Here is a 23,241-nt window from a genome sequence, read left to right as displayed (position 1 = left end):
TGGAGCAAGGATGCTTAATTTTCTCATTATAATATTGATGCTGTTATGTGGAGTACCGATAGCACTTGCAGCAGATTGCCCTGTCTGGTCAAAGGAAAAACTTCAGCTTGAAATTGAACACCTGACACCACAGGTAGCGCGATGGGAGCAGCTGTATCGCCAGCAGGGAATTAGTGAAATAGATGATGAAATTTATGATCAGCTATTGGAAACCCTGACACATTGGCAGCATTGCCTGAATCAGACACAGAATCATCCCGTTGTTATAGCCATTCCGGATAATGGAAAACAGGTTCATCCTGTCCAGCATACAGGGTTGCGTAAACTGAAAGGTCTGGACGAAGTGCGGAAATGGTTACAAGGGCGCTCGAAAGTTTGGTTACAGCCCAAAATTGATGGCGTTGCGGTGACACTGGTTTATCAGAAGGGGCGGTTGACAAGGTTAATCAGTCGTGGGAATGGAACAGAAGGCACAGACTGGCTGGATAAAAGCAAATTTATATCCAGCATTCCCGAACAGGTAAAAGATGCGCCGGAACATATGGTGTTACAAGGCGAACTTTTTTGGCAACAGAATAATCACCGCCAGTCGGTTGTCGGTAGTCAGGGCGCACGCAGCAAGGTTGCGGGTTTGATGATGCGTAAAACACCCTCAGCAGAACTCAGTCAAATAGGGGTATTTATATGGAGCTGGCCGGACGGGCCGGATGAAATGGCTGTTAAGCTTGAACAACTGGCTTCCATGGGCTTTCCGGCTACGCAACAATTCAGCCACCCTATTTCCAGTGCAGAAGAGGCAGAAGAAAAATGGAAAATGTATTTTACCCACCCCCTCCCTTTTGCTACTGATGGTGTTGTATTAAGGCAAGGAACTGAGCCGGCTGGTAGGCAATGGCGTTCAGGTTCAAACAGCTGGGCTGTTGCATGGAAATATCCCCTACAGCAACAAATCACCACAGTAAACGATATTCAATTCAGGATAGGCCGCACCGGAAAAATTTCCGTACTACTGGAGCTGGAAAAAGTTCAACTAGATGATAGGCAGATTAGCCGCGTTCATATTGGCTCGGTGACGCGTTGGAAGCATTGGGATGTTTATCCGGGAGATAAAGTAACAATCACACTGGCAGGGCATGGCATACCAAAACTCGATAAGGTGGTTTGGCGTATCACTGGGCGCAAATATCTTAATCCCCCTGATGCAGAGCAATTTCATTCACTCAGTTGTTTTGTATTGAATAATGATGAGTGCCAGCAGCAGTTTATCGCACGTCTGACATGGATGGGCGAAAAATTGAAAATGAGGGGAGTGAGTCAAGGTACATGGATGACTTTAGTCGCGAGTAAAAAGATCAAGAACCTGACAGATTGGCTAGCATTGGATGCCACACAACTAGCTGAAATACCGAATATAGGAACTAAGCGTGCTGAATCAATTTTCAGTCAATTCCAGCAATCAAAGCAGCAGCCAGCTTCATTATGGCGTGAAGCAATCGGAATGCCTTATGCCAATAAATTGACAAATGAAATTGCTTTATTCGGAAAAATGCAGTTACCCGAAGCAGAAACACAAAAATATAGTGCTTTATCGGTTAAACAAAGAGCAAAAATTGAGGGGTTTTTTCAGCACCCTGACATTAAAGACGTTGTGGAAGTATTAACCTTACAGGGCATTGATCTGTAGAGATATTATTATACATTCATTGGGGATAAGGAAAATAAAGCTGTGAAGTCGAATAAGAGCGTAGGAGCAAAAGTTTGCTTCAAACGCCCAGATTCATATCAGTGATCAGCGCCATCGTAATTAAAGATGGGTAATCCAAGACGATAGCGAATAGCTATTAGGCGGGCTGCGAGGCCAGCAATCAGGGTGATGATAATGACGCTGTTGGGATGTAGTGGAGTATGCAATAGGGCGATATATAACCAAGCAGCAGCAAAGGAGACTCCAGCGTAAATTTCTTTCTGAAACACCAGCGGGATAGTATTACAAAACATATCGCGCAGCACGCCACCAAAAACGCCGGTAATAACAGCAGCAATAGCGGCGATGATTGGGCTGTAGTCCATATCCAGAGCGATTTGTGCACCAAGAATTGAAAAAACAATCAGGCCGATTGCATCCAGAATAAGAAACAAACGACGTAAATGCTTCATCATGGGAGCTATCCAAATAGTGAAAACAGCAGCACAAGCAACAGTCACGATGTACTCTGGGTTTTTGACCCAGCCAAGTGGGTAATGGCCCAGAATTATGTCACGAACGGAACCACCACCGATGGCCGTTACAGAAGCGATAATAATCACGCCGAAGACATCCATTTTTCGGCGACCTGCGGCTAAAGCACCCGTCATGGCTTCAGCCGTGATACCAATGATATAAAGGACACTGAGTAGCATAAATTTAGTCAGATGAAAGATAATAGAGAAGTAAGAGTAATGCGGAAATAATAACGCCTCGATTGAAAATTTTTAGTTAAATTTACATAAAGTTAGTTTTTATTATCCGAATTCCCGCATATTAAGGTGGAAAAAAATGATTTTCAAGGAACGTCAGATTACATTTGATAACCGTAGCCATCAGATAACTAATATAAATATCTGGACTCCTGATAGCCAGTGGCTGGTTTATGATGTACGTCCTGACGGAGCCTCTTTTTCCGGCCTGACGATAGAAAAAATTCATATCAGTAACGGCCAGACAGAGATTATTTATCAGGCAAAAGATGGGGCACATGTTGGGGTTGTCACTGTTAGCTCACAAGAGCCGGTACGTTACGCATTTATTCATGGCCCAGAGCACCCGGATGATCACTGGCAATATGATTTTCATCATCGTCGTGGAGTGATTGTTTCCGACAATGAACCAAACGTTGCTGTCAATATTGATGCACTGGATATTACCCCTCCTTATACAGCCGGAGCCTTGCGAGGTGGTACACATGTGCATGTTTTCAGTCCTGACAGTAGCCGTTTGAGTTTTACCTATAATGACCATGTTATGCATGAGTTAGATCCTGCTCTTGATTTGCGTAATGTCGCTGTGGCTGTTCCACTCAGAACTGTGATTTCAGCGAAAAAACACCCGAGAGAATACGATGGTCGTTATTTTTCCGTCGTTGTTAGCCAAACCACAACACATCCAAAACCCGGTAGTGATGAGATCAATCGTGCATATGAAGAAGGGTGGGTTGGCCAACAGGGATATCTTAAAGAGAATGGGCAATGGCAGCGTTGGGCACTGGCTTTTATTGGTGACACGTGTGCTGAAAGTGGTGAAAAAATCCCTGAAATTTATCTGGTTGACCTGCCTGAGCATGATGAGGATTATGCACTCGAAGGTAACCAGCCATTAGCCGGAACTGAAACGGCATTACCTGCGCCGCCCGCTGGGGTTAAACAAAAGCGATTAACGTTCTCTCATCAGAACTGTTATCCGGGAGTAGTCAATATCCCCCGTCATTGGCTCAGAGCATCACCGGATGGCAGTAAAATTTGTTTTCTGATGAGAGATAACAATGGTGTTATCCAATTATGGTATATATCTCCAAATGGAGGAGAGCCGATACAGATCACAGATAATACTCATGACATACAATCTGCATTTAACTGGGATAGCCGGGGGCGGTTTATTGCTTTTGTTTGCGATAACAGTGTCATGCTTTGTGACAGCCTGAGTGGGGAAACTCTGCGGTTAACAGCACGTACTGATAATGCTCCATGCTCTGATGCAATCGTGTTTTCACCTGATGACCGATATATTGCGTTTATGCGGGATATTAATGAATATCGGCAGCTTTTCATTGTTGAGACAGGGTTGAAATAGGCACCGTTGCACAATAACGATGCCTGAAAAATAGTAGGGACAAGGTAATTTTCAGCCTAATCGGTATTGGCAAAATTAGGATTCATTATTCATCGAGTTTTCTAATATCGATTGTGTGCTGGTTGTGCTTTCTTCCAGTTTTTCAATACGAAGTTTAGGGGATTGCTCCGTTTGATCCTGATTGGAGATAGCATAATCATAGGGGAGTAAAAGGGTATCTAAAAAGGCAGATAATGGTAGATCGACTACAATCAGGGGTTTCAGAAACCATCCTGTCTTATTATCTTTTAACATATCAATATTGGCTTGTGCTCCCGAATAATACCCTTGGTTAGGGCCACTGTGGGTCATGATACTGGAGCAACCTGTTAGCAAAAGCCCTCCAATAATAGTAGAAGGTAATAGAAGCAGTTTATAGTTTTTCATCATTTCCATTCCTTGAGCTCAATGAGTTAATTGCCAATATCCAGAAGTTATATTTATGCCTAATATGATTTATTCATGAATAAGCATAAAAATAACTTTTTAATACTACTTACTATAGTTAGGTAATATTCAGTTTGCTATAGCACTTATTGTTAAATTTAATGATTTTTTTCGATAAACTTCTTTAATTCTCTGTAATGATTTTTATTTGAAATAAAAACAAAAGTAATTATTTTATTTGAATTTATATTCCAGTATTTCGAGTTGAGTCGTAGTGGAAAAAGTACGAAAAATTCGTCGGAAACAAATTTGTCCTACTAACAAGCGAGCTTGCCTATTAATACTGACCGTCACTGAATCTGGAGACTGTTAGTAGATATTATTTTCTGGCAGAGAGGAAGGTTGAAAACAGCGTTGAATAATTAAGTATATGTGTTTGATTTATTAAGTGTGCTTTAGATCACACAATACGGGGTAATTGTCTTAATTTCACATAGTAGAGGCAATTTAAAGTGAAAAAAACCTGTCTATTCAGACCATTATCTTTTTTGTTTTCTGGTTAAATATACCGAGTTCAGGGAAAGTGCATAAACAAGGATCGTTTTCCTTTCCTACTGTGTGTGAAGAATTCTTTTGGGATTCTAATAACTACTGTCCTGTTCTCAGGTAAAAAGTCCTCGTTATCATCTTACTCCCTCACCATAAATGAGGGAGCTTTTTTTATAGTCCGATTAACACGCTACTTCCTGATGGGCAATCTCAATTTCTTCGGACAAAATACGGATACCTTCTTCTATTTTTGCTAGATCAGGCACATAGTTCATGCGCATACATTGGTGAGCATGAGGCCAGTTGTGTTCCAGACCGGGGAAGAAATAATGACCCGGTACCATTAATACCTTCCGTTTTTTTAAGCGCTGATAAAGGACTTCCGTTGTAATCGGCAGATTTTTGAACCAGAGCCAGAGGAATATTGCCCCTTCTGGTTTATGGATAAGGCAGTATTCTTCTGGCAGATAGCGACGAATGATCTCAATGACTTGCTCTACCCGTTTTTTATAAAATGGTTGGATAACATTTTGGGATAAACGGAACAGATCATTACGGCGGATCATTTCCAGCGTCATGGCAGGCCCAATGCCTCCCGGAGCCAGGCTAATCACACCATTCATGTTACTGACTGCCTGAATAATCTTTTCATTGGCAACGATGATTCCGCAGCGAGCACCCGGTAGCCCAAGTTTGGACAGGCTCATACATAAGATAATATTAGGGTTCCACAGAGGAGTTGCTTCACTAAAAATAATACCCGGGAATGGCACACCATAGGCATTATCGATCAGCAGAGGAATTTGGTGTTTTTGAGCTAATGCATCCAAGCGCAGTAATTCTTCGTCAGTGACAACATTACCCGTTGGGTTCGTTGGACGCGAAACACAGATCAGGCTGATATCTTCAGAAATATTCAGGTGGTCAAAATCAACATGATATTTAAACTGCCCATTAGGCAATAATTCAATATTAGGTTTATTAGCAACAAATAGACCTTCATCCAGACCAGAATCAGAATAGCCAATATACTCAGGCGCAAGCGGAAACAGAACCCGTTTTATTGAGCCATTTTCATCACGCCCTGCTAATAAATTAAACAGGTAGAAAAAAGCACTTTGGCTACCATTGGTCAGGGCAATATTCTGTGGATTAACATCCCAACCGAGTTTTTCCTGTAATTCCTGTGCCAGTGCAGCAATTAACGTATTTTTTCCCTGTGGGCCATCGTAATTACACAGGGTTTCAGTTAATTGACCGTTTAACGCCATATCCGCCAATAGTTGCTGGAAATACTCATCCATTTCAGGAATATGGGCAGGGTTGCCACCACCAAGCATAATCGCGCCGGGTGTTCTCAGGCCCTGGTTGAGATCATTCATCAGGCGCGTAATACCTGACTCTTGTGTGAATTTGTTTCCGAATTGAGAGAATTTCATAACGGCTGTTGCGTCTTTGTTTGTATTTTGTAGGAGTATGGTAAGAAGACACCATAACTCGCGTCTTGTTATATTGTCACCTATTTTTATGCTTCGTTTTTTAAGTTACCTCTTTGTTGAGAGCGTATACGCTTATTTCCGGCATAAACAGTTTGCGATGTGATCATCCATCAAACCCGCAGCTTGCATAAAAGCATAGCAGGTGGTGCTACCGATAAATTTAAAGCCACGTTTTTTCAGTGCCTTTGAAAGAGCATCAGAAAGGTCAGTTTTGGTTGGTACTTCTGCCAATGTTTCCCAATGATTTATTTGCGGAACACCGTCAACAAACTGCCAGATAAATTCACTGAAATTTTCACCCTGCTCGGCCATTTTCAGATAGGCGCGGGCATTATCAATAATGGCATTAATTTTTGCACGGTGGCGGACGATAGCAGGATCCTGCATGAGTTTTTCGACGTCATTTTCACCCATACCGGCAACTTTTACGGGATCAAACTGATGGAAACATTTTCTGTAACCTTCGCGTTTTTTTAAAATGGTGAACCACGATAAACCCGCTTGTTGTCCTTCAAGACAAATCAATTCAAAAAGCTTTTGGCTATCCTTTAATGGCTTCCCCCACTCATTGTCGTGATAGGCCAGATAGTCAGGGTCTGAGGTAACCCAGCCACAGCGAGTTATGTCTTTATTCATGAATTGCGCATCTCCGTAGGCGTTGGTGAAGAATTACACCAATTTTAGCTGTATGAATATCCATGTAAAGTGATTCGGATAAGATTTTTTTATGTTGTGACAAAATTGGGCGGTGATCAGTGCTGTATATCTTACAGTCAAAGGGTATACTGACTCCTTTCGTTTAAATTCATATACACTTCGTCTTTCAAGTTGCCTTTTTGTTGGCTGCGTTCGCTCACTCCGGTCACATAGTTATCTATGCTCCCGGGGGTTACTCCTTTGCCGCCACGACGCATCTTGGAATCCATTGTGTATACGTATCGCGTGCGGATTCAACATGCAAAAGTTTGATACCAAAACCTTTCAGGGCATTATCCTGACATTACAGGATTACTGGGCGCGTCAAGGCTGCACCATTGTCCAACCATTGGATATGGAAGTCGGCGCAGGAACCTCTCATCCTATTACCTGTTTACGTGCTTTAGGGCCGGAGCCGATTGCTGCGGCTTATGTACAGCCTTCACGTCGTCCGACTGACGGGCGCTACGGTGAAAACCCGAACCGTCTTCAGCATTACTACCAATTTCAGGTTATCATCAAACCCTCTCCAGATAATATTCAGGAACTTTATCTTGGTTCACTGAAAGAGCTGGGGCTTGATCCTACCGTTCACGATATCCGCTTTGTTGAAGATAACTGGGAAAACCCGACTCTGGGCGCATGGGGTCTGGGCTGGGAAGTCTGGCTGAACGGCATGGAAGTGACTCAGTTCACTTACTTCCAGCAGGTGGGTGGTCTTGAGTGTAAGCCTGTTACCGGTGAAATCACTTACGGTCTGGAACGTCTTGCCATGTATATTCAGAGTGTAGACAGTGTTTACGATCTGGTGTGGAGTGATGGCCCGCTGGGTAAAACAACTTATGGTGATATTTATCATCAGAATGAAGTTGAGCAGTCTACTTACAACTTTGAATATGCAGATGTGGATTTTCTGTTCACCTGTTTTGAGCAGTATGAAAAAGAAGCGCAGGAGTTGCTGGCATTGGAAACCCCTCTGCCATTGCCTGCTTATGAGCGCATTCTGAAAGCGGGTCATACGTTTAACCTGTTGGATGCCCGTAAAGCGATTTCCGTGACTGAACGTCAGCGTTATATCTTGCGTATCCGTACTCTGACCAAAGCAGTTGCTGAAGCTTACTATGCTTCCCGTGAGGCGCTTGGCTTCCCGATGTGTAACAAAAACGGCGTAACAGAAAATTAAGAGGCCATCATGACTCAACAGACTTTCCTTGTGGAAATCGGCACAGAAGAGTTGCCACCAAAGGCGCTGCGTTCACTGGCTGAATCCTTTGCGGCCAATTTTGAAGCAGAACTGAACAACGCCAATCTGGGTCATGGTGAAGTTCGCTGGTTTGCTGCTCCGCGTCGTCTGGCGCTGAAGGTGGCCAATCTGGCGGCGGCACAGGCTGATCGTGAAGTAGAAAAACGTGGTCCTGCCATTTCTCAGGCGTTCGATGCGGAAGGGAAACCAACCAAAGCGGCAGAAGGCTGGGCGCGAGGTTGTGGGATCACTGTTGATCAGGCAGAGCGTCTGGTAACCGATAAAGGCGAATGGCTGCTGTATCGGGCACAGGTTAAAGGTTGTGAAGCCAAAGAGTTGCTGGCAGGTATGGTAAGCAGTTCATTGGCTAAACTGCCTATCCCTAAACTGATGCGTTGGGGTGATAAAGAAACTCAGTTCGTCCGTCCTGTTCATACCGTCACTATGCTGCTGGGTAGTGAGGTCATTGAAGGCGAAATTCTGGGTATCAACTCTGATCGTATTATCCGTGGTCATCGTTTTATGGGTGAAGCGCAGTTCACTATTGATAACGCAGAACAGTATCCGGCAATTTTGCAGGAGCGTGGTCGGGTTATTGCAGATTATGAAACGCGTAAAACCCTGATTAAGCGCGATGCAGAGCAGGCAGCGGCCCAGCTTGGTGGTGTGGCGGATTTGACCGACAGCCTGCTGGAAGAAGTGACTTCTCTGGTGGAATGGCCTGTAGTTCTGACGGCAAAATTCGAAGAAAAATTCCTCGAAGTACCGGCGGAAGCACTGGTATATACCATGAAAGGCGATCAGAAATATTTTCCGGTTTACGATAAATCCGGCAAATTGATGGCGAACTTTATTTTTGTTACCAATATTGAATCTTCTGATCCACAGCAGATTATCTCAGGTAATGAAAAAGTCGTCCGTCCACGTCTGGCAGATGCCGAATTCTTCTTTAAGACTGACCGTAAACAGCGTCTGGAAGATAACCTGCCGCGTCTGGAGACTGTTTTGTTCCAGAAACAGCTGGGTACACTGCGTGATAAAACAGACCGCATTCAGGCTCTGGCTGGCTGGATTGCTGACAAGATCGGGGCGGACGTTACTCATGCAACCCGCGCAGGTTTGCTGTCCAAGTGTGACTTAATGACCAACATGGTCTTTGAATTCACTGATACGCAGGGTGTGATGGGTATGCATTATGCCCGTCATGACGGAGAAGCTGAAGATGTGGCTCTGGCGCTGAACGAACAGTATCAGCCACGTTTCTCTGGTGATGAACTGCCATCAACCGGTGTTTCTTGCGCAGTCGCGATTGCCGATAAAATGGATACGCTGGCAGGCATTTTTGGTATCGGCCAGCATCCTAAAGGGGATAAAGACCCATTTGCTTTGCGTCGTGCCGCACTGGGTGTACTGCGTATTATTGTTGAGAAAAAATTACCTCTCGATCTTCAGACTCTGGCAGAAGAAGCTGTACGTCTGTATGGCGATAAACTGACCAATGCAAAAGTTGTGGATGATGTTGTTGAGTTTATGCTCGGCCGCTTCCGCACTTGGTATCAGGAGCTGGGTTACAGCGTTGATACCATTCAGGCAGTTCTGGCGCGTCGTCCGACACAACCAGCCGATTTTGATGCCCGTATGAAAGCGGTAACGCATTTCCGTACGCTGGATGAGGCTGTTTCTCTGGCAGCGGCTAATAAGCGTGTTTCCAACATTCTGGCGAAGTCAGAAGAGAAACTGAGTGATGCAGTTCAGGCTTCAGTACTGAAAGCAGCGGAAGAGATCCAGCTGGCGACTCATCTTGTCGTCCTGAAAGAAAAACTGGCTCCTCTGTTTGCTGAAGGCAATTATCAGGATGCATTGGTCGAATTGGCTTCCCTGCGTGAAGTTGTGGATGCGTTCTTCGATAATGTGATGGTTATGGATGAAGATCTGCAAGTGCGGATAAATCGTCTGACATTGCTGAGTGAACTGCGTGATCTGTTCCTGCGGGTTGCGGATATTTCACTGCTACAGTAATAAGTAATAGCCGATGGATATTATCGGATTGCTTCCCTCAAAGCCTCGCTCAGTGCGAGGCTTTTTTCTGCTGAGATATTGAACACTGCGGATGTGTTATAGGGTAGAATTTGGTTGTATTCTCGTCAAATAACTACTTATCTTTAAAAAGTTATTGACGATCTGCGACGCTGGCAGTAAGATGCGCTTCGTTTTCGGCGAGTAGCGCAGCTTGGTAGCGCAACTGGTTTGGGACCAGTGGGTCGGAGGTTCGAATCCTCTCTCGCCGACCAGCATTCTGGAACCCCGCTCTTTGAGCGGGGTTTTTTCGTATATAGCTGGCGAAAACCAATTCATCATATTCTGATTTATCAACCACCCTTTATCTCGTTCATTAAGCCACTAATGTTGCTTTCATTTTCGAAGCTTTAAAAGGTTATCTCATCTTAATTTTTCAATTTAATGGATAACGCCATTAATTTGTCCTGAATAGGGTGAATTTAAGGTTTTTCTTTTTTTTATTCGTTTTAGCCTCTTACCTCGCTTACTTTCCTGATAACTCTTTTTGCTCATTATTTAAGTATCCGGTCACAAATTTAAAATTATAAACCATAGGATGTAATGCTTTATATAAGTGATATTTTTAGTGTTTTTCTCCGCGTGTGTGTCTCGCGTCATAGTTTATAACTATTTTTGTTAATATTCTTTTGCGTTTGTGTTTTTCTATTGTTTCATATTTTGCTGAGGTTATATTGACGTCAGGCATAACAATTGTTTAATTGATAATCGAAAACAATAACACAGGCCGGGACAGTGATATTTAGGCAGGAAATTCTGGGCTTGGCTAAGGCACAATAAACACCACAAACGGAGCTTATGTAATGATTCTCTCCAAAAAGAAAAAGCCCGGTTTACTGAAATTGGGTATTGGTCTTGTTTCTTTGGCTGTAGCTGCTGGTGTGCAGGCAAAAACACTGGTCTATTGCTCAGAAGGTTCACCTGAAGGTTTTAACCCGCAGTTTTTCACCTCTGGTACCACTTTTGATGCCAGTGCCAGACCAATTTATAACCGTCTGGTAGATTTCAAATTAGGTACAACAGAGATTATTCCCAGTTTGTCTGAACGATGGGACGTTAGTGATGATGGTCAAACCTACACATTCCATTTGCGTAAGGGTATAAAGTGGCATAGCAGTAAAGATTTCAAGCCCACACGTGATTTCAACGCCGACGATATTATCTTTACTTTTATGAGGCAGAAGGATAAAAATCACCCATATCATCAAGTATCCGGTGGTGGCTATGAATACTTTAGCGGCATGGATATGGAGAATATCATCAATAAAATAGAGAAGGTGGACGATTATACTGTTCGCTTTGTATTGTCCCGCCCCGAAGCTCCTTTCTTAGCCAATCTGGCAATGGATTTCGCCTCAATTCTTTCCAAAGAATATGCTGATGTCATGATGAAAGCGGGTACGCCGGAAAAAGTCGACCTGAACCCAATTGGTACAGGGCCATTCCAGTTAGTACAGTACCAGAAAGATTCCCGTATTCTTTATAAGGCGTTTAAGGATTATTGGGAAGGACCAGCAAAAATTGACCGTCTGGTCTTCTCTATTACCCCTGATGCTTCTGTTCGTTATGCCAAGCTACAGAAAAATGAATGTCAGGTCATGCCATACCCGAACCCTGCTGATATTGCGAGTATGAAGCAGAACAAAGATATTGTCCTGAAAGAGCAGGCTGGGATGAATGTCGGTTATCTTTCTTACAATGTCACTAAAAAGCCAATGGATAACCTCAAAGTGCGTCAGGCATTGACGATGGCAGTGAACAAAGATGCCATTATTGAGGCGGTATATCAGGGTGCGGGCCAGAAAGCGAAAAACCTGATCCCTCCTACAATGTGGGGTTATAACGATGATATCAAAGATTATGCTTATGATCCGGCTAAGGCTAAAGAGCTGCTGAAAGAAGCTGGTTTCGCGAATGGTTTCGAAACCGATCTTTGGGCAATGCCGGTCCAACGCCCTTATAACCCGAATGCGCGCCGTATGGCGGAAATAATTCAGGCGGACTGGGCCAAAATTGGAGTAAAAGCCAAAATAGTCAGTTATGAATGGGGTGAATATCTGAAGCGGGCGAAAGATGGTGAACCTCAAAACGTTATGATGGGCTGGACAGGGGATAATGGAGATCCTGATAATTTCTTTGGTACGTTGTTTAGTTGCGCAGCTAAAGATCAGGGTTCTAACTATTCAAAATGGTGTGATAAACAATTTGAAGACATCATTCTACCTGCCCGTAAAACAGCAGATGTTGCCAAACGCACTGAGCTTTATAAGCAAGCGCAAGTAGTGATGCATGAACAGGTTCCGGCGTTGATTGTTGCCCACTCTACGGTTTATGAACCTATTCGTAAGGAAGTGAAAGGCTATGTGGTTGATCCACTCGGCAAGCACCTCTTTTACAACGTAGACCTCGAATAATTCTGTTTTTCATTTGTTATGACTGCCATCCCCCGAATTTCTTCGGGGGATGGTTACTCTTCTCTGGTAGGCAAGCAGGTCTGTGTAATACATAAACAGCCTGAGAGCTGTAATTAATAATTAAAAAGAGAATTCAGGATATGCTGCAATTTATCCTCCGGCGTCTGGGGTTAGTGATCCCGACGTTTATTGGTATTACTCTGCTGACTTTCGCTTTTGTGCATATGATCCCCGGTGATCCGGTACTGATTATGGCGGGAGAGCGTGGTATTTCAGCTGAACGTCATGCTGAACTGATGGCAGCAATGGGGCTGGATAAGCCTCTTTGGGAGCAATATCTTCATTACATCAATGGCATACTACATGGTGATTTGGGTTCCTCCCTGAAGAGCCGTATTCCCGTATGGGATGAATTTGTCCCCCGATTTCAGGCCACTCTGGAATTAGGCCTCTGTGCCATGCTATTCGCCATTTCTGTCGGTATTCCAGTTGGAGTGCTGGCGGCGGTCAAACGTGGTTCTGTCTTTGATCATACCGCAGTTGGTCTGGCACTGACCGGTTATTCAATGCCCATTTTCTGGTGGGGCATTATGCTCATCATGCTGGTTTCTGTTCATTGGAACCTGACTCCTGTTTCTGGTCGTATCAGCGATAGTGTGTTTCTTGATGACAGTCATCCCCTGACAGGTTTTATGCTGATAGACACCTTGTTTTGGGGAGAAGACGGCGATTTCGTCGATGCTGTGATGCATATAATCCTTCCGGCCGTTGTGCTAGGAACTATCCCACTGGCGGTCATTGTGCGCATGACCCGCTCATCCATGCTGGAAGTTTTGGGCGAAGATTATATTCGTACTGCGCGGGCAAAAGGCCTGAGCCGTTTGCGTGTCATTATCATTCATGCGCTACGTAATGCCTTGTTGCCGGTGGTCACGGTGATTGGTCTGCAAGTGGGGGTTATGTTGGCGGGCGCGATTCTGACCGAAACGATTTTTTCATGGCCGGGGCTGGGGCGTTGGTTGATTGATGCACTTCAGCGCCGTGATTATCCGGTGGTACAGGGTGGAGTTTTGCTGGTGGCAACTATGATCATTTTGGTCAACTTTGCGGTTGACCTGCTGTATGGCATCGTCAACCCACGTATCCGGCATAAGAAATAAGGAGCGCATGATGACTCAACTTACTGAACAATCAGCATCAAGTGCTGAGCAAACAGTATCAGGTGCGCCAAAAATGATGACGCCGATACAGGAATTCTGGCATTACTTTAAGCGCAACAAAGGGGCTGTTATTGGCCTTGCTTATATTGTTCTGATGTTATTGATCGCGTTGTTTGCAGGCTTACTGGCGCCACATGGCCCCGCTGAACAGTTCCGCGATTCTCTGTTATTGCCTCCGGTGTGGCAGGATGGAGGAAGCTGGCAATTTATTCTCGGCACTGACGATGTCGGGCGAGATATCCTTTCCCGCCTGATGTATGGTGCACGTCTTTCCCTGCTGGTGGGTTGTCTGGTTGTTGTGATGTCACTAGTGATGGGGATTATTCTGGGTCTGTTATCCGGTTATTTTGGCGGTGCGGTTGATGCAGCCATTATGCGGATAGTCGATATTATGCTGGCCTTGCCCAGCCTGCTGTTGGCACTGGTGCTGGTGGCTATTTTCGGCCCGTCTATTGTGAACGCATCTCTGGCTCTGACATTTGTTGCCTTGCCCCACTATATTCGTCTGACAAGAGCGGCGGTACTGGTGGAAGTCAACCGCGACTATGTGACCGCATCTCAGGTTGCCGGAGCAGGAGCAGTACGCCAGATGTTCATCAATATTTTGCCTAACTGCCTTGCCCCTCTGATTGTACAGGCATCATTGGGATTTTCGAATGCCATTCTCGATATGGCGGCTTTGGGTTTTCTGGGGATGGGGGCACAGCCGCCTACACCAGAATGGGGAACCATGTTGTCAGATGTACTGCAATTTGCGCAGAGTGCCTGGTGGGTGGTCACTTTCCCGGGGCTGGCGATCCTGTTGACAGTACTGGCATTTAACCTGATGGGAGACGGGCTGCGTGATGCGCTCGATCCTAAGCTCAAGCAGTAGGGGTATGGAATGGCATTGTTAAATATAGACCAATTATCGGTGCACTTCGGGGATGAAGAGGCACCATTCCGCGCCGTTGACCGTATCAGCTACAGTGTTGAGCAGGGGCAGGTTGTCGGTATTGTCGGAGAGTCAGGCTCAGGTAAATCCGTCAGTTCGCTGGCGATTATGGGGCTGATAGATTATCCGGGTAAAGTCATGGCTGATAAACTGGAGTTTGATGGTTGTGATCTGACAAAAATTTCTGAAAAAGAACGCCGCCAGTTGATTGGAGCGGAAGTTTCAATGATTTTTCAGGATCCGATGACCAGCCTTAATCCTTGCTATACCGTGGGCTATCAGATCATGGAAGCGCTGAAAGTCCATCAGGGTGGCAGCCGCAAAACCCGTTACCAGCGGGCGATTGATTTGCTGACTCTGGTGGGTATTCCTGATCCCGCTTCCCGTCTAGATGTTTATCCACATCAGTTATCGGGAGGAATGAGCCAGCGTGTGATGATTGCGATGGCAATTGCCTGTCGGCCAAAACTACTGATTGCGGATGAGCCGACAACAGCACTGGACGTCACTATTCAGGCTCAAATTATTGAACTACTGCTTGAACTACAGCAGCAGGAAAATATGGCGCTGATCCTGATCACTCATGATTTGGCGCTGGTTGCGGAAGCCGCACAGCATATTATTGTGATGTACGCAGGTCAGGTAGTGGAAGCCGGAAAGGCGACTGAAATATTCAAAGCGCCCCGTCATCCTTATACACAGGCATTATTGCGGGCATTACCGGAATTTGCGGTAGACAAGGCTCGCCTGGCTTCCTTGCCGGGTGTTGTACCGGGTAAATATGATCGTCCTGTCGGGTGTTTGCTTAACCCGCGCTGCCCTTATGCCACTGAACGTTGCTATCAGGTAGAGCCTGCATTGCAATTGGTTGGAGAACGTCAGGTTAAATGCCATATGCCGCTGGATGATAAGGGGAGGCCGACGATATGAGTATTCAAGAAACGGTGATGCACAAACAGGCGATTCACAACACGAGTGGGCAGGAAAAAACTTCCGTTCCTTTGCTGAAAGCGATTGAGTTAAAAAAATATTATCCGGTTAAAACGGGGGTATTTTCACCGGAGCGGATGGTGAAGGCATTAGATGGTGTCTCATTTGAACTGGAAAAAGGCAAAACGCTAGCTGTTGTCGGCGAATCTGGCTGTGGAAAATCCACCTTAGGGCGCTTGCTGACTATGATTGAAAAGCCGACAGAAGGGGAGCTGTATTATCTGGGGCAGGATTTATTGCTGCCGGATAAAGAGGCCGAAAAACTGCGGCGTCAGAAAATTCAGATTGTATTCCAGAACCCTTATGCGTCATTGAATCCACGAAAAAAAGTGGGGCAGATTCTGGAAGAGCCTCTGCTTATCAACACAACACTGACATCAGAAGAGCGCAGAGAAAAAGTGCTGCAAATGATGGCGAAAGTAGGGTTAAAACCTGAACATTACCAGCGTTATCCTCATATGTTTTCTGGGGGGCAGCGTCAGCGTATTGCCATTGCCCGTGGATTAATGCTGAATCCTGATGTGGTTATTGCAGATGAACCCGTTTCCGCTCTGGATGTTTCGGTACGAGCGCAAGTTCTGAATCTGATGATGGATTTGCAACAAGAACTGGGTCTGTCATACGTATTTATTTCTCATGATCTCTCTGTCGTTGAACATATTGCAGATGAAGTGATGGTCATGTACTTGGGGCGCTGCGTTGAAAAGGGCGACAAACATACGATTTTCAATAACCCGAGTCACCCTTACACTCAGGCACTCCTGTCTGCAACACCGCGTTTAAACCCTGAACTTCGTCGTGAACGCATCAAATTAACAGGAGAACTACCCAGCCCGATGAATCCGCCTCCGGGTTGTGCCTTTGCAGCCCGTTGCCGCCATGCTTTTGGCCCATGTACTCAGCTCCAGCCTAAACTAAAGCAATACGGCGAACGGCTTGTTGCTTGCTTTGCAGTAGAACAGAATCAAAATCCACCTGCGTCGTAATTGCCACGGGCCTTAGCACAACGTCAGTGGGCGTATATCGAATGACTACGCAGTAACTGATTTAATCCTTTAGTCTCTAACTCCCCCGCCAATTACGGCGGGGTTGTCATCTAAACGAGACGATAAGAATAAAAATCAAGTATACTCAGCCGCATTAATAAGGTGTGATAGCCCGTCTTTGGTTAATTACTGGTTTGGATAAAATGAAATCGCGTGTCAAACGTTCGTTAACTATTAAACAGATGGCGGCAGTGACTGGAGTTACTTTGGTCACTCTTGCTATTTTCATTACTATCCAATTATCGCATTTGTTGCAGCAGCGAAAAGATGATTATATTAACCAACTCCATAATGCGGCCGCTCAGATCCAAACTCCCCTGACAGATGCTTTATTAAGGTCTGATCTCAATACAGCAAAAACATTACTGATTGGGCTGAAAACATCGGGTATTTTAGGGCGGGCTGAACTGATATCCAGAGATGACTCCCGGATTATGAGTCTGGATTTCGCAACCTATCGGCCTATACCAGAACTGGCAAAGCGAGTTTTCGGTATCCCTGTAGAAATTAATATTCCTTTACATGTCTATGGCATTTCATCAAAAGAGTTGGCATCGCAGGGGCACCTCATCCTACAGGTTGATTCCAATCGTGTGTATCGCTTTGCATTAAATACACTTGCGTTAATGTTAACTACTTATTTATTGCTCGCGCTTATTATTACGGTGTCAGTAAGTTGGTGTGTCAATCGGATCATCATACATCCGTTGCGTGACATCGCGAGAGAATTGAATGAAGAACAGCCACCAGCTCCCATGTCCTGCCCCAAAGGTCATCAGGATGATGAACTGGGTCTGCTGGTAAAAGGTTATAATCGCCAAATAAGTAAGCAAAAACCTTGATGAAATGAAACCTTACAAGGTGAATAAAGGTCTAACCATTTGCGATAATATCCGGGGCCTTTATGGGTTCAAACAAGGATAAAATTAAACAGGTAGGGGTAAGTGGGAATGCAAGGCAAGAAAATCGGGTATCTTATTGGTGGCACCATTCTGGCGACAACTTATTTTGCTCAGGCAGAGACTTTACAGCCTGATCCTGCTTGGCAACAGGGAAAACTGGAAAATGGGTTCAGCTGGCAAATCCTGCAAACCCCACAACGCCCGAACGACAGAATACAGTTGCGCTTAATGGTGAAAACCGGATCTCTGGCGGAGAAAAGCTATCAGCAGGGTTATACTTACCTCATACCAAAAATTGTTCTCTCCTCCAGTAAAGATTTATCCTCACAAAAGCTGGAAGACTTGTGGCACAACGCAGTGGACAGCAAAAACCCTTTTCCGCCAGCCATCGTTTCATATGATTTCACCCTTTATAGCCTCAGCTTACCGAATAATAGGCCTGAATTATTGCAGGATGCGCTAATCTGGCTATCCGATATTGCCGGGGGTGCTGTATTCACACCACAAACGTTAACTCCGGCGATGAAAACATCGGAGCATCTGGTATCAACTTTACCCTCAGACATACATGATCCTGTATGGCGTACACGATTACAGGGCTCAACGCTGATTGGTCATGATCCCGGAGCGAGTGTATCAATCCCCGTGGATGTCAAAAAAGTCGAAGAATTTTATCGGCAGTGGTATACGCCGGATGCAATGACTTTATATATTGCGGGCAATGTTGATAGCCGGATATTGCCAGAGCGCCTTAACCATGTATTTTCTTCATTAGAAGGCAAACGTCAGACCCCTGTTGCGGTTCCTATCCTGCTGCCATTAAAAACAGAAACACTGGGAGTAGAAAGTGAGAAAGCCATACAGGATAGGCTTTCTTTAGCCTGGAACCTGAACTGGCAACCGATTAATGATTCTCAGACACTGTTTCAGCACTGGTCTAATGAACTTGCCCGTGAGGCGCTTTACCATTATTTGCAACTGAAGCTGGAAGAAAAGCAAAATAACGCCAAACTGGATTTGGATTGTCGGGTTGTGTATCAACGGGCAAACTGCTACTTAAACCTGAACGCTTCATCAGATAAACTGACTGATTCCACACTTTATCTGGCTTCTGCCTTGGCCTCACTACGTGAAAGTGGGTTACCACAAGAGCAGTTTGATGAATTGTACAAACAGAAGCGAATTCAACTTCAGCATCTTTTCGCCGTCTATGCTCGCACAGACACAGACGTACTCATTAACCAGCGCCTGATTTCCCAACAGAACAATGTGATCGACATTGCACCTGAGCAATACAGCAGATTGAGACAGGTATTTTTATCCTCCCTCACACCGCAAGTGTTAAACAAAAAACTGAAGGAGATGTTATCTCAGGAAACTTCATTTATTCTTGTGCAGCCAAAAGGGGAAGCGGTTATTGATGTGAATCAGCTCAGGGACAACTTTAACCAGATTATGCGTCCGGGGCCATTGCCGGAAGAACCGCAGGAAACTGAAGCGATAAAAAAAGCAGACTGACCTTATCCCAATGAAGGAGAATGACATGATTAGTCTTTATACTGACAGTTCCCCTAACGGATTTAAGATAACGATTGCTCTGGAAGAACTTGAGCTTCCATATGTAGTAAATCATGTTCATATTGATAAAGGTGAAAATTTACTACCAGAGTTTTTACAGCTTAATCCTCATGGTCGTATTCCCGTTTTGTCTGACAGTGATACAAATACGACTATTTTCGAATCTGCGGCAATTCTGCTTTATTTAGCGGATAAAACAAATAAATTACTTCCTTCTGAGCATAATGCCCGTTGGCAGGCTATTCAGTGGCTGATTTTTCATGCATCCAGTGTTGGCCCAATTATTGGTCAAAGAGTTAATTTTGAAATTTTTGATGAGGGAAAAAACAAAGAAGCCACTGAGCGCTATAAGAAACTGACAGAGCGGGCTTTTTCAACCATGGATAGCCATTTAGCTAATAATTTATATTTTGGTGGAGAAGAATATTCAATAGCGGACATTGCAAATTTCGGCTGGACGCATATTGCACGTATTATCAATTTTGATTTTCGCCATTATAAACACTTAAGTGAATGGTATAATCGAATTGCAGTCAGACCAGCAGTGCAACGTGGAATTTTAATCCCAGAGCCTGCGACAGGTCCCTAAAAATAAAATTTTCCAGAAAAATATACAGTAAAGAATTTTGTTTTTTCAGGAAAAGAGCAAACTCCTACATCGCTTTAGCGGTAGGAGATATTGATTTTATGATACTATCATATTGATATTATTTGAAAGAAAAATAAATTCTATTTATGGGTATTCATGCTGTTATAGATTCTGGTAATAATAAAATGCATAGAATATTTTTAAATAAACTCAACAGTGATTCTATCTGTATAAATTTTAACATATTCATTTTCAAAATATGAGTGGCTATACAAAATATCTTCTTCGAATATTAAGTTAGACATGATTATTTTATTCTCGAATAAGTAACCATTTATTTCATAAGCGAATGTATTATTTATGTTCTGTAATGAGAATTGTTTATTTTTTGATGTTTCTATTTTTATCTCATCTAAAAACATCAATCCAAGTTCAACTAAATAAGTGTTACCAATATATAATGGTTCTTTAAATTCATTGACAAAACAGCATATTTCTTGTTCTCCAAATGATAAAACAACTTCTTCTTCAATGTGTTCATTTAGAGAAATTACTTTTGCATAATATTTCATAACGATATCTCTATTTCTGTAAGAGTACTTGAATCATTAAACGTCATTTCTCCACGGTGATAGACATCATAACGTTATGTAATAATTCCTTACCCAATTAAAATAAAAAGGGCGATATATTCGCCCTAATCGTCGATTTCTCTTCTCAAGAAATACGCTATTTCTTCGCAGCGGCCCGCACTTCTGTCACGCTTTTTCCACCCACTCCCCAGTTATCCGTTTCTACTTCATCAATGATGACAAAAGTGGTGGCCGGGTTTTTGCCAAGTACATCCACCAGCAGCTGGGTTGCACCTTCAATCAGTTGTTTTTTCTGTTCAGCAGTTGCACCTTCGCGGGTGATTTTGATGTTTACAAATGGCATATATGACTCCTTGTAGTTTTTTATAAAGTGCTTCTGGTGAAGCAGTCTCGTTTTGTCACTCTTTTTTCTCTGCGGTGGCTATCCACGCAGCACAGAATAGGGTCAGTCGGGCAAAAAAATAGAAAAATGCCATCAGGCCAATAACAGAACCAAAAGCAGCGCCAGAAGGTGAGCTGGCAAGGCGTGGTAGCATCATTGTCATAATCGATTTAATGATCTCAAACCCGATAGCAGCCATTAAGGTTCCCTGAAACAGCGCTTTCCGTTCAGGCTGATGGCGGGGCAGGATCCATAATATCCATAGGAATAACAGATAATTGGCTGAAATGGAAATGAACATGCCAATGGATGTCCATGCTGGGCGAAGCCACTCGATATTCTCTAAGCCAAGGGCATGAACTATGCTTGCCTGCGCAGAGCCGGCAATGGAATTCAGGGAAAGTGTTATGACTAACGCAAATAACAGGCCAAACAGGGAGAAAACGTCACGGATATATTGAAAGTAGATTTTCTCTTTATCTTCATGAGTGCGTTCCCAGACGTCGCGGGACTGGGCACGGATCGCTTCACGCAGGTTGCCGACCCAATTCACGCCGGAATAGAGCGCAATTGCCAGACCTGTTAATCCTACGGTTGTTCTTTGCCTTATGGCGGTATCCACGCTGTTTTTCAGCGTATTTGCCAGTGATGGATCATTGATACTATTAGCAATTCCATTGATGAGTCTTGTCAGCAAGTCGGGGTTGGAAGCCAACACAAAACCTGCGATGGCAAAAGAGAGCATCAATATCGGAATAAGTGACAGAAAGGAAAAGTAGGTAATAGCAGCACCAAATTGGCTGCCCATTCTATCGTTGAAACGCTGTGCTGCCCGGATCAAGTGGGCAATGAATGGGATATGACGGATATAGTTGCCAATGCGGATCGTCACTGAAAGTGCTTTTTTCCCACCATCCAGTCCCTTCTGTAATGGCGTGTTGATAGTTTCCTTATTGATACGTTCCTTTTTTTTGAAGTCAGTGGGCATTACATCCTCTTAATTCTGGTCGTATTTGATATATGCCATAATATCCTTTTCATTCACAATGGCATTTGGTACTGGCTATTATTTAGTGATGCCAATTTATGGCGGAGGTTTATCTTTTGCTCAGCTTTTTCCAATGCTATCGGAGACATATATGCGATCAATGTTTCAAGATCTTTCGTTCTTTTAATGACCTCAAACTTCTTTGCTTTATTGATGAATACTGCGCTGAATTTATTCTGAAGCAGTAGTTCAATCACGTTGCTCAGAGTACCTGTGCTCTTCGCATCCCATACCATCAGACCATAATCGGCCTCTTCCGCCATTTTCAGGTCTTTCGCCGTAAAGAACGCACGCGTTCCTTTTGTATGCGCTGAATCTATGACACGAACAGGCCAGGAGCCCAGATTATTCCGTGGCATATTGCTGCTGCTGAATACGGTTGTTTGATGGCTTCCCATCTCTAGTAGCAGTTTCTGAATAGAGGAATCTGCGCCGTTGGCATCGCCTACAACAACATTGTAGCGGGAGTTCACAATCTTCCGTATGCGCTCTATGACCAGTGGGTCGAGGTTTTTGATCGTGATAGATCCAGCGATAAAAACGGTTGTCATTTTACCTCCAAGTCAATGTTGCGACATAAATGCTCTTAACCTTACTATAGCTCGAAAGTGCATTGCAGGCTGCTTCCATTGTAGCACCGGTATGGAACAGATCATCTACTAGCAGTACGTTCCATTTTCCTTCATTTTTGATGGTATCTTCAATTGAAAATGAATTACCAATAGCTTCCTCCTTTTCCTCTTTATTTGATAAATTTTTGAGAGAAGTTCCTCCGGTAGCTTTAAGCAGGATACCATCGAAGAATGGGCGATCTATCAATCTGGCTACTTGTTTTGCTAGTTCGCTGACAGGTTGAACCTTTCTGATATTTGACGCTGGCATAGGAATGACAAACCCGATTTTAGGAAAGTAAGGTTTAACTATTTCCTCCACAATACAATGAGAAAGTTGGTTAATATATTGAAAGTTATTATGATATTTTAGCTGATAAAGTGCCTGTCCAACGTCTGTTCTGACGGTATCGAAAATCGGATGCCCAGCTCCGTTGTAACCCAAAAAAGTACTACCTACCGAGTGCTTATCCAATGCATATCCTAGCTTCCAATTTCCTATTATTTTTCTCAGGCTAACTTTCATCATGTATCCCATTATTGTATATTTTTTGTTTACTGAGAAATTACTACGCAAACGTAGTGTCTTCAATTTCATTTTCACATATACAATCATTGG

Annotated in this window: 21 protein-coding genes and 1 tRNA gene; 13 read left to right on the top strand and 9 right to left on the bottom strand. The window is 44.0% G+C overall.

The genetic code is table 11. The features are described 5' to 3' along the window. Nucleotides 1-10: 10 nt before the first annotated feature. Nucleotides 11-1,684 (top strand): NAD-dependent DNA ligase LigB, encoded by a 1,674-nt coding sequence (ligB, locus tag AAC855_RS12810; protein ID WP_340610078.1) that lies wholly within the window; start codon nucleotides 11-13, stop codon nucleotides 1,682-1,684. A gap of 98 nt (nucleotides 1,685-1,782) precedes the next feature. Here ligB and AAC855_RS12805 read toward each other — a convergent pair whose 3' ends face one another. Next, complete coding sequence (locus AAC855_RS12805; protein WP_340610077.1) at nucleotides 1,783-2,400, bottom strand: trimeric intracellular cation channel family protein; 618 nt, start codon at nucleotides 2,398-2,400, stop codon at nucleotides 1,783-1,785. Between the two features lie 136 nt (nucleotides 2,401-2,536). Here AAC855_RS12805 and AAC855_RS12800 point away from each other — a divergent pair, with 136 nt between their 5' ends. After that, on the top strand, nucleotides 2,537-3,826 hold the full coding sequence (locus tag AAC855_RS12800) for a YidR family protein (RefSeq protein WP_340610075.1): 1,290 nt from the start codon (nucleotides 2,537-2,539) through the stop codon (nucleotides 3,824-3,826). Nucleotides 3,827-3,901: 75 nt separating this feature from the next. On the opposite strand, the gene AAC855_RS12795 is transcribed toward AAC855_RS12800, so the two are convergent. The 3 genes from AAC855_RS12795 to AAC855_RS12785 form a co-directional block, all read right to left on the bottom strand. After that, entirely contained in the window at nucleotides 3,902-4,252 is a 351-nt protein-coding gene (locus AAC855_RS12795) for a YceK/YidQ family lipoprotein (RefSeq protein ID WP_340610201.1), read from the bottom strand. Nucleotides 4,253-4,983: 731 nt separating this feature from the next. Then, on the bottom strand, nucleotides 4,984-6,240 hold the full coding sequence (locus tag AAC855_RS12790; protein WP_099109491.1) for a valine--pyruvate transaminase: 1,257 nt from the start codon (nucleotides 6,238-6,240) through the stop codon (nucleotides 4,984-4,986). Between the two features lie 132 nt (nucleotides 6,241-6,372). Then, entirely contained in the window at nucleotides 6,373-6,936 is a 564-nt protein-coding gene (locus AAC855_RS12785; RefSeq protein WP_340610073.1) for a DNA-3-methyladenine glycosylase I, read from the bottom strand. A gap of 319 nt (nucleotides 6,937-7,255) precedes the next feature. On the opposite strand from AAC855_RS12785, the gene glyQ reads away from it, so the two are divergent. From glyQ to AAC855_RS12730, 11 genes are all read left to right on the top strand, one after another. After that, entirely contained in the window at nucleotides 7,256-8,179 is a 924-nt protein-coding gene (gene glyQ / locus AAC855_RS12780) for a glycine--tRNA ligase subunit alpha (RefSeq protein WP_340610071.1), read from the top strand. 9 nt (nucleotides 8,180-8,188) lie between these two features. Continuing rightward, nucleotides 8,189-10,258, top strand: coding sequence for a glycine--tRNA ligase subunit beta (gene glyS / locus AAC855_RS12775; protein WP_340610069.1), 2,070 nt, complete (start codon nucleotides 8,189-8,191; stop codon nucleotides 10,256-10,258). Nucleotides 10,259-10,453: 195 nt separating this feature from the next. Further along, nucleotides 10,454-10,530 (top strand) — tRNA-Pro (locus AAC855_RS12770). Between the two features lie 588 nt (nucleotides 10,531-11,118). Further along, the gene (gene dppA / locus AAC855_RS12765) at nucleotides 11,119-12,729 is read left to right on the top strand and encodes a dipeptide ABC transporter periplasmic-binding protein DppA (protein WP_340610067.1); all 1,611 of its coding nucleotides are present in this window, start codon (nucleotides 11,119-11,121) and stop codon (nucleotides 12,727-12,729) included. 140 nt (nucleotides 12,730-12,869) lie between these two features. Next, on the top strand, nucleotides 12,870-13,889 hold the full coding sequence (dppB, locus tag AAC855_RS12760) for a dipeptide ABC transporter permease DppB (RefSeq protein ID WP_340610065.1): 1,020 nt from the start codon (nucleotides 12,870-12,872) through the stop codon (nucleotides 13,887-13,889). Nucleotides 13,890-13,899: 10 nt separating this feature from the next. Beyond that, nucleotides 13,900-14,823, top strand: a complete 924-nt coding sequence (gene dppC / locus AAC855_RS12755) for a dipeptide ABC transporter permease DppC (RefSeq protein WP_340610199.1) — start codon at nucleotides 13,900-13,902, stop codon at nucleotides 14,821-14,823. A gap of 9 nt (nucleotides 14,824-14,832) precedes the next feature. After that, entirely contained in the window at nucleotides 14,833-15,813 is a 981-nt protein-coding gene (dppD, locus tag AAC855_RS12750) for a dipeptide ABC transporter ATP-binding protein (protein WP_340610063.1), read from the top strand. A 17-nt stretch (nucleotides 15,814-15,830) separates the two neighbouring features. After that, complete coding sequence (dppF, locus tag AAC855_RS12745; protein WP_340610197.1) at nucleotides 15,831-16,859, top strand: dipeptide ABC transporter ATP-binding subunit DppF; 1,029 nt, start codon at nucleotides 15,831-15,833, stop codon at nucleotides 16,857-16,859. Between the two features lie 203 nt (nucleotides 16,860-17,062). Further along, on the top strand, nucleotides 17,063-17,761 hold the full coding sequence (locus AAC855_RS12740; RefSeq protein ID WP_340610061.1) for a HAMP domain-containing protein: 699 nt from the start codon (nucleotides 17,063-17,065) through the stop codon (nucleotides 17,759-17,761). A 108-nt stretch (nucleotides 17,762-17,869) separates the two neighbouring features. Beyond that, the gene (locus AAC855_RS12735; RefSeq protein ID WP_340610060.1) at nucleotides 17,870-19,339 is read left to right on the top strand and encodes an insulinase family protein; all 1,470 of its coding nucleotides are present in this window, start codon (nucleotides 17,870-17,872) and stop codon (nucleotides 19,337-19,339) included. A gap of 25 nt (nucleotides 19,340-19,364) precedes the next feature. Further along, a complete protein-coding gene (locus AAC855_RS12730) occupies nucleotides 19,365-19,988 on the top strand; it encodes a glutathione S-transferase family protein (RefSeq protein ID WP_340610059.1) in 624 nt (207 codons plus the stop codon). A 200-nt stretch (nucleotides 19,989-20,188) separates the two neighbouring features. On the opposite strand, the gene AAC855_RS12725 is transcribed toward AAC855_RS12730, so the two are convergent. The 5 genes from AAC855_RS12725 to AAC855_RS12705 form a co-directional block, all read right to left on the bottom strand. Continuing rightward, nucleotides 20,189-20,560 carry a hypothetical protein gene (locus AAC855_RS12725; RefSeq protein ID WP_340610058.1) on the bottom strand — a complete coding sequence of 124 codons (372 nt, stop codon included), beginning with the start codon at nucleotides 20,558-20,560 and terminating at the stop codon, nucleotides 20,189-20,191. 157 nt (nucleotides 20,561-20,717) lie between these two features. Then, entirely contained in the window at nucleotides 20,718-20,924 is a 207-nt protein-coding gene (locus AAC855_RS12720) for a 2-hydroxymuconate tautomerase family protein (protein WP_099109478.1), read from the bottom strand. Between the two features lie 55 nt (nucleotides 20,925-20,979). Then, nucleotides 20,980-21,951 carry an inner membrane protein YhjD gene (gene yhjD, locus AAC855_RS12715; protein WP_340610056.1) on the bottom strand — a complete coding sequence of 324 codons (972 nt, stop codon included), beginning with the start codon at nucleotides 21,949-21,951 and terminating at the stop codon, nucleotides 20,980-20,982. A 53-nt stretch (nucleotides 21,952-22,004) separates the two neighbouring features. Continuing rightward, entirely contained in the window at nucleotides 22,005-22,562 is a 558-nt protein-coding gene (locus AAC855_RS12710) for a hypothetical protein (protein WP_340610054.1), read from the bottom strand. A 1-nt stretch (nucleotide 22,563) separates the two neighbouring features. Beyond that, nucleotides 22,564-23,151 (bottom strand): ComF family protein, encoded by a 588-nt coding sequence (locus tag AAC855_RS12705; protein ID WP_340610052.1) that lies wholly within the window; start codon nucleotides 23,149-23,151, stop codon nucleotides 22,564-22,566. Between the last annotated feature and the right edge of the window lie 90 nt (nucleotides 23,152-23,241).

This window comes from Xenorhabdus bharatensis, assembly GCF_037996705.1.
In the GTDB taxonomy this organism is placed as follows: domain Bacteria; phylum Pseudomonadota; class Gammaproteobacteria; order Enterobacterales; family Enterobacteriaceae; genus Xenorhabdus; species Xenorhabdus bharatensis.
Note: the sequence above shows the minus strand (reverse complement) of the source record. Positions and strands in the feature narration are given on the sequence as shown.

What these genes read in the sequence shown, in the direction of transcription:
- dppD (WP_340610063.1), top strand. Translation starts at nt 14,833, where the DNA reads ATGGCATTGTTAAATATAGACCAATTATCGGTGCACTTCGGGGATGAA.
- AAC855_RS12730 (WP_340610059.1), top strand. Translation starts at nt 19,365, where the DNA reads ATGATTAGTCTTTATACTGACAGTTCCCCTAACGGATTTAAGATAACG.
- AAC855_RS12740 (WP_340610061.1), top strand. Translation starts at nt 17,063, where the DNA reads ATGAAATCGCGTGTCAAACGTTCGTTAACTATTAAACAGATGGCGGCA.
- dppB (WP_340610065.1), top strand. Translation starts at nt 12,870, where the DNA reads ATGCTGCAATTTATCCTCCGGCGTCTGGGGTTAGTGATCCCGACGTTT.
- AAC855_RS12785 (WP_340610073.1), bottom strand. Translation starts at nt 6,936, where the DNA reads ATGAATAAAGACATAACTCGCTGTGGCTGGGTTACCTCAGACCCTGAC.
- AAC855_RS12790 (WP_099109491.1), bottom strand. Translation starts at nt 6,240, where the DNA reads ATGAAATTCTCTCAATTCGGAAACAAATTCACACAAGAGTCAGGTATT.
- AAC855_RS12805 (WP_340610077.1), bottom strand. Translation starts at nt 2,400, where the DNA reads ATGCTACTCAGTGTCCTTTATATCATTGGTATCACGGCTGAAGCCATG.
- dppA (WP_340610067.1), top strand. Translation starts at nt 11,119, where the DNA reads ATGATTCTCTCCAAAAAGAAAAAGCCCGGTTTACTGAAATTGGGTATT.
- AAC855_RS12710 (WP_340610054.1), bottom strand. Translation starts at nt 22,562, where the DNA reads ATGACAACCGTTTTTATCGCTGGATCTATCACGATCAAAAACCTCGAC.
- AAC855_RS12735 (WP_340610060.1), top strand. Translation starts at nt 17,870, where the DNA reads ATGCAAGGCAAGAAAATCGGGTATCTTATTGGTGGCACCATTCTGGCG.
- AAC855_RS12800 (WP_340610075.1), top strand. Translation starts at nt 2,537, where the DNA reads ATGATTTTCAAGGAACGTCAGATTACATTTGATAACCGTAGCCATCAG.
- AAC855_RS12795 (WP_340610201.1), bottom strand. Translation starts at nt 4,252, where the DNA reads ATGAAAAACTATAAACTGCTTCTATTACCTTCTACTATTATTGGAGGG.
- yhjD (WP_340610056.1), bottom strand. Translation starts at nt 21,951, where the DNA reads ATGCCCACTGACTTCAAAAAAAAGGAACGTATCAATAAGGAAACTATC.
- AAC855_RS12705 (WP_340610052.1), bottom strand. Translation starts at nt 23,151, where the DNA reads ATGATGAAAGTTAGCCTGAGAAAAATAATAGGAAATTGGAAGCTAGGA.
- AAC855_RS12720 (WP_099109478.1), bottom strand. Translation starts at nt 20,924, where the DNA reads ATGCCATTTGTAAACATCAAAATCACCCGCGAAGGTGCAACTGCTGAA.
- dppC (WP_340610199.1), top strand. Translation starts at nt 13,900, where the DNA reads ATGACTCAACTTACTGAACAATCAGCATCAAGTGCTGAGCAAACAGTA.
- ligB (WP_340610078.1), top strand. Translation starts at nt 11, where the DNA reads ATGCTTAATTTTCTCATTATAATATTGATGCTGTTATGTGGAGTACCG.
- glyQ (WP_340610071.1), top strand. Translation starts at nt 7,256, where the DNA reads ATGCAAAAGTTTGATACCAAAACCTTTCAGGGCATTATCCTGACATTA.
- glyS (WP_340610069.1), top strand. Translation starts at nt 8,189, where the DNA reads ATGACTCAACAGACTTTCCTTGTGGAAATCGGCACAGAAGAGTTGCCA.
- dppF (WP_340610197.1), top strand. Translation starts at nt 15,831, where the DNA reads ATGCACAAACAGGCGATTCACAACACGAGTGGGCAGGAAAAAACTTCC.
- AAC855_RS12725 (WP_340610058.1), bottom strand. Translation starts at nt 20,560, where the DNA reads ATGAAATATTATGCAAAAGTAATTTCTCTAAATGAACACATTGAAGAA.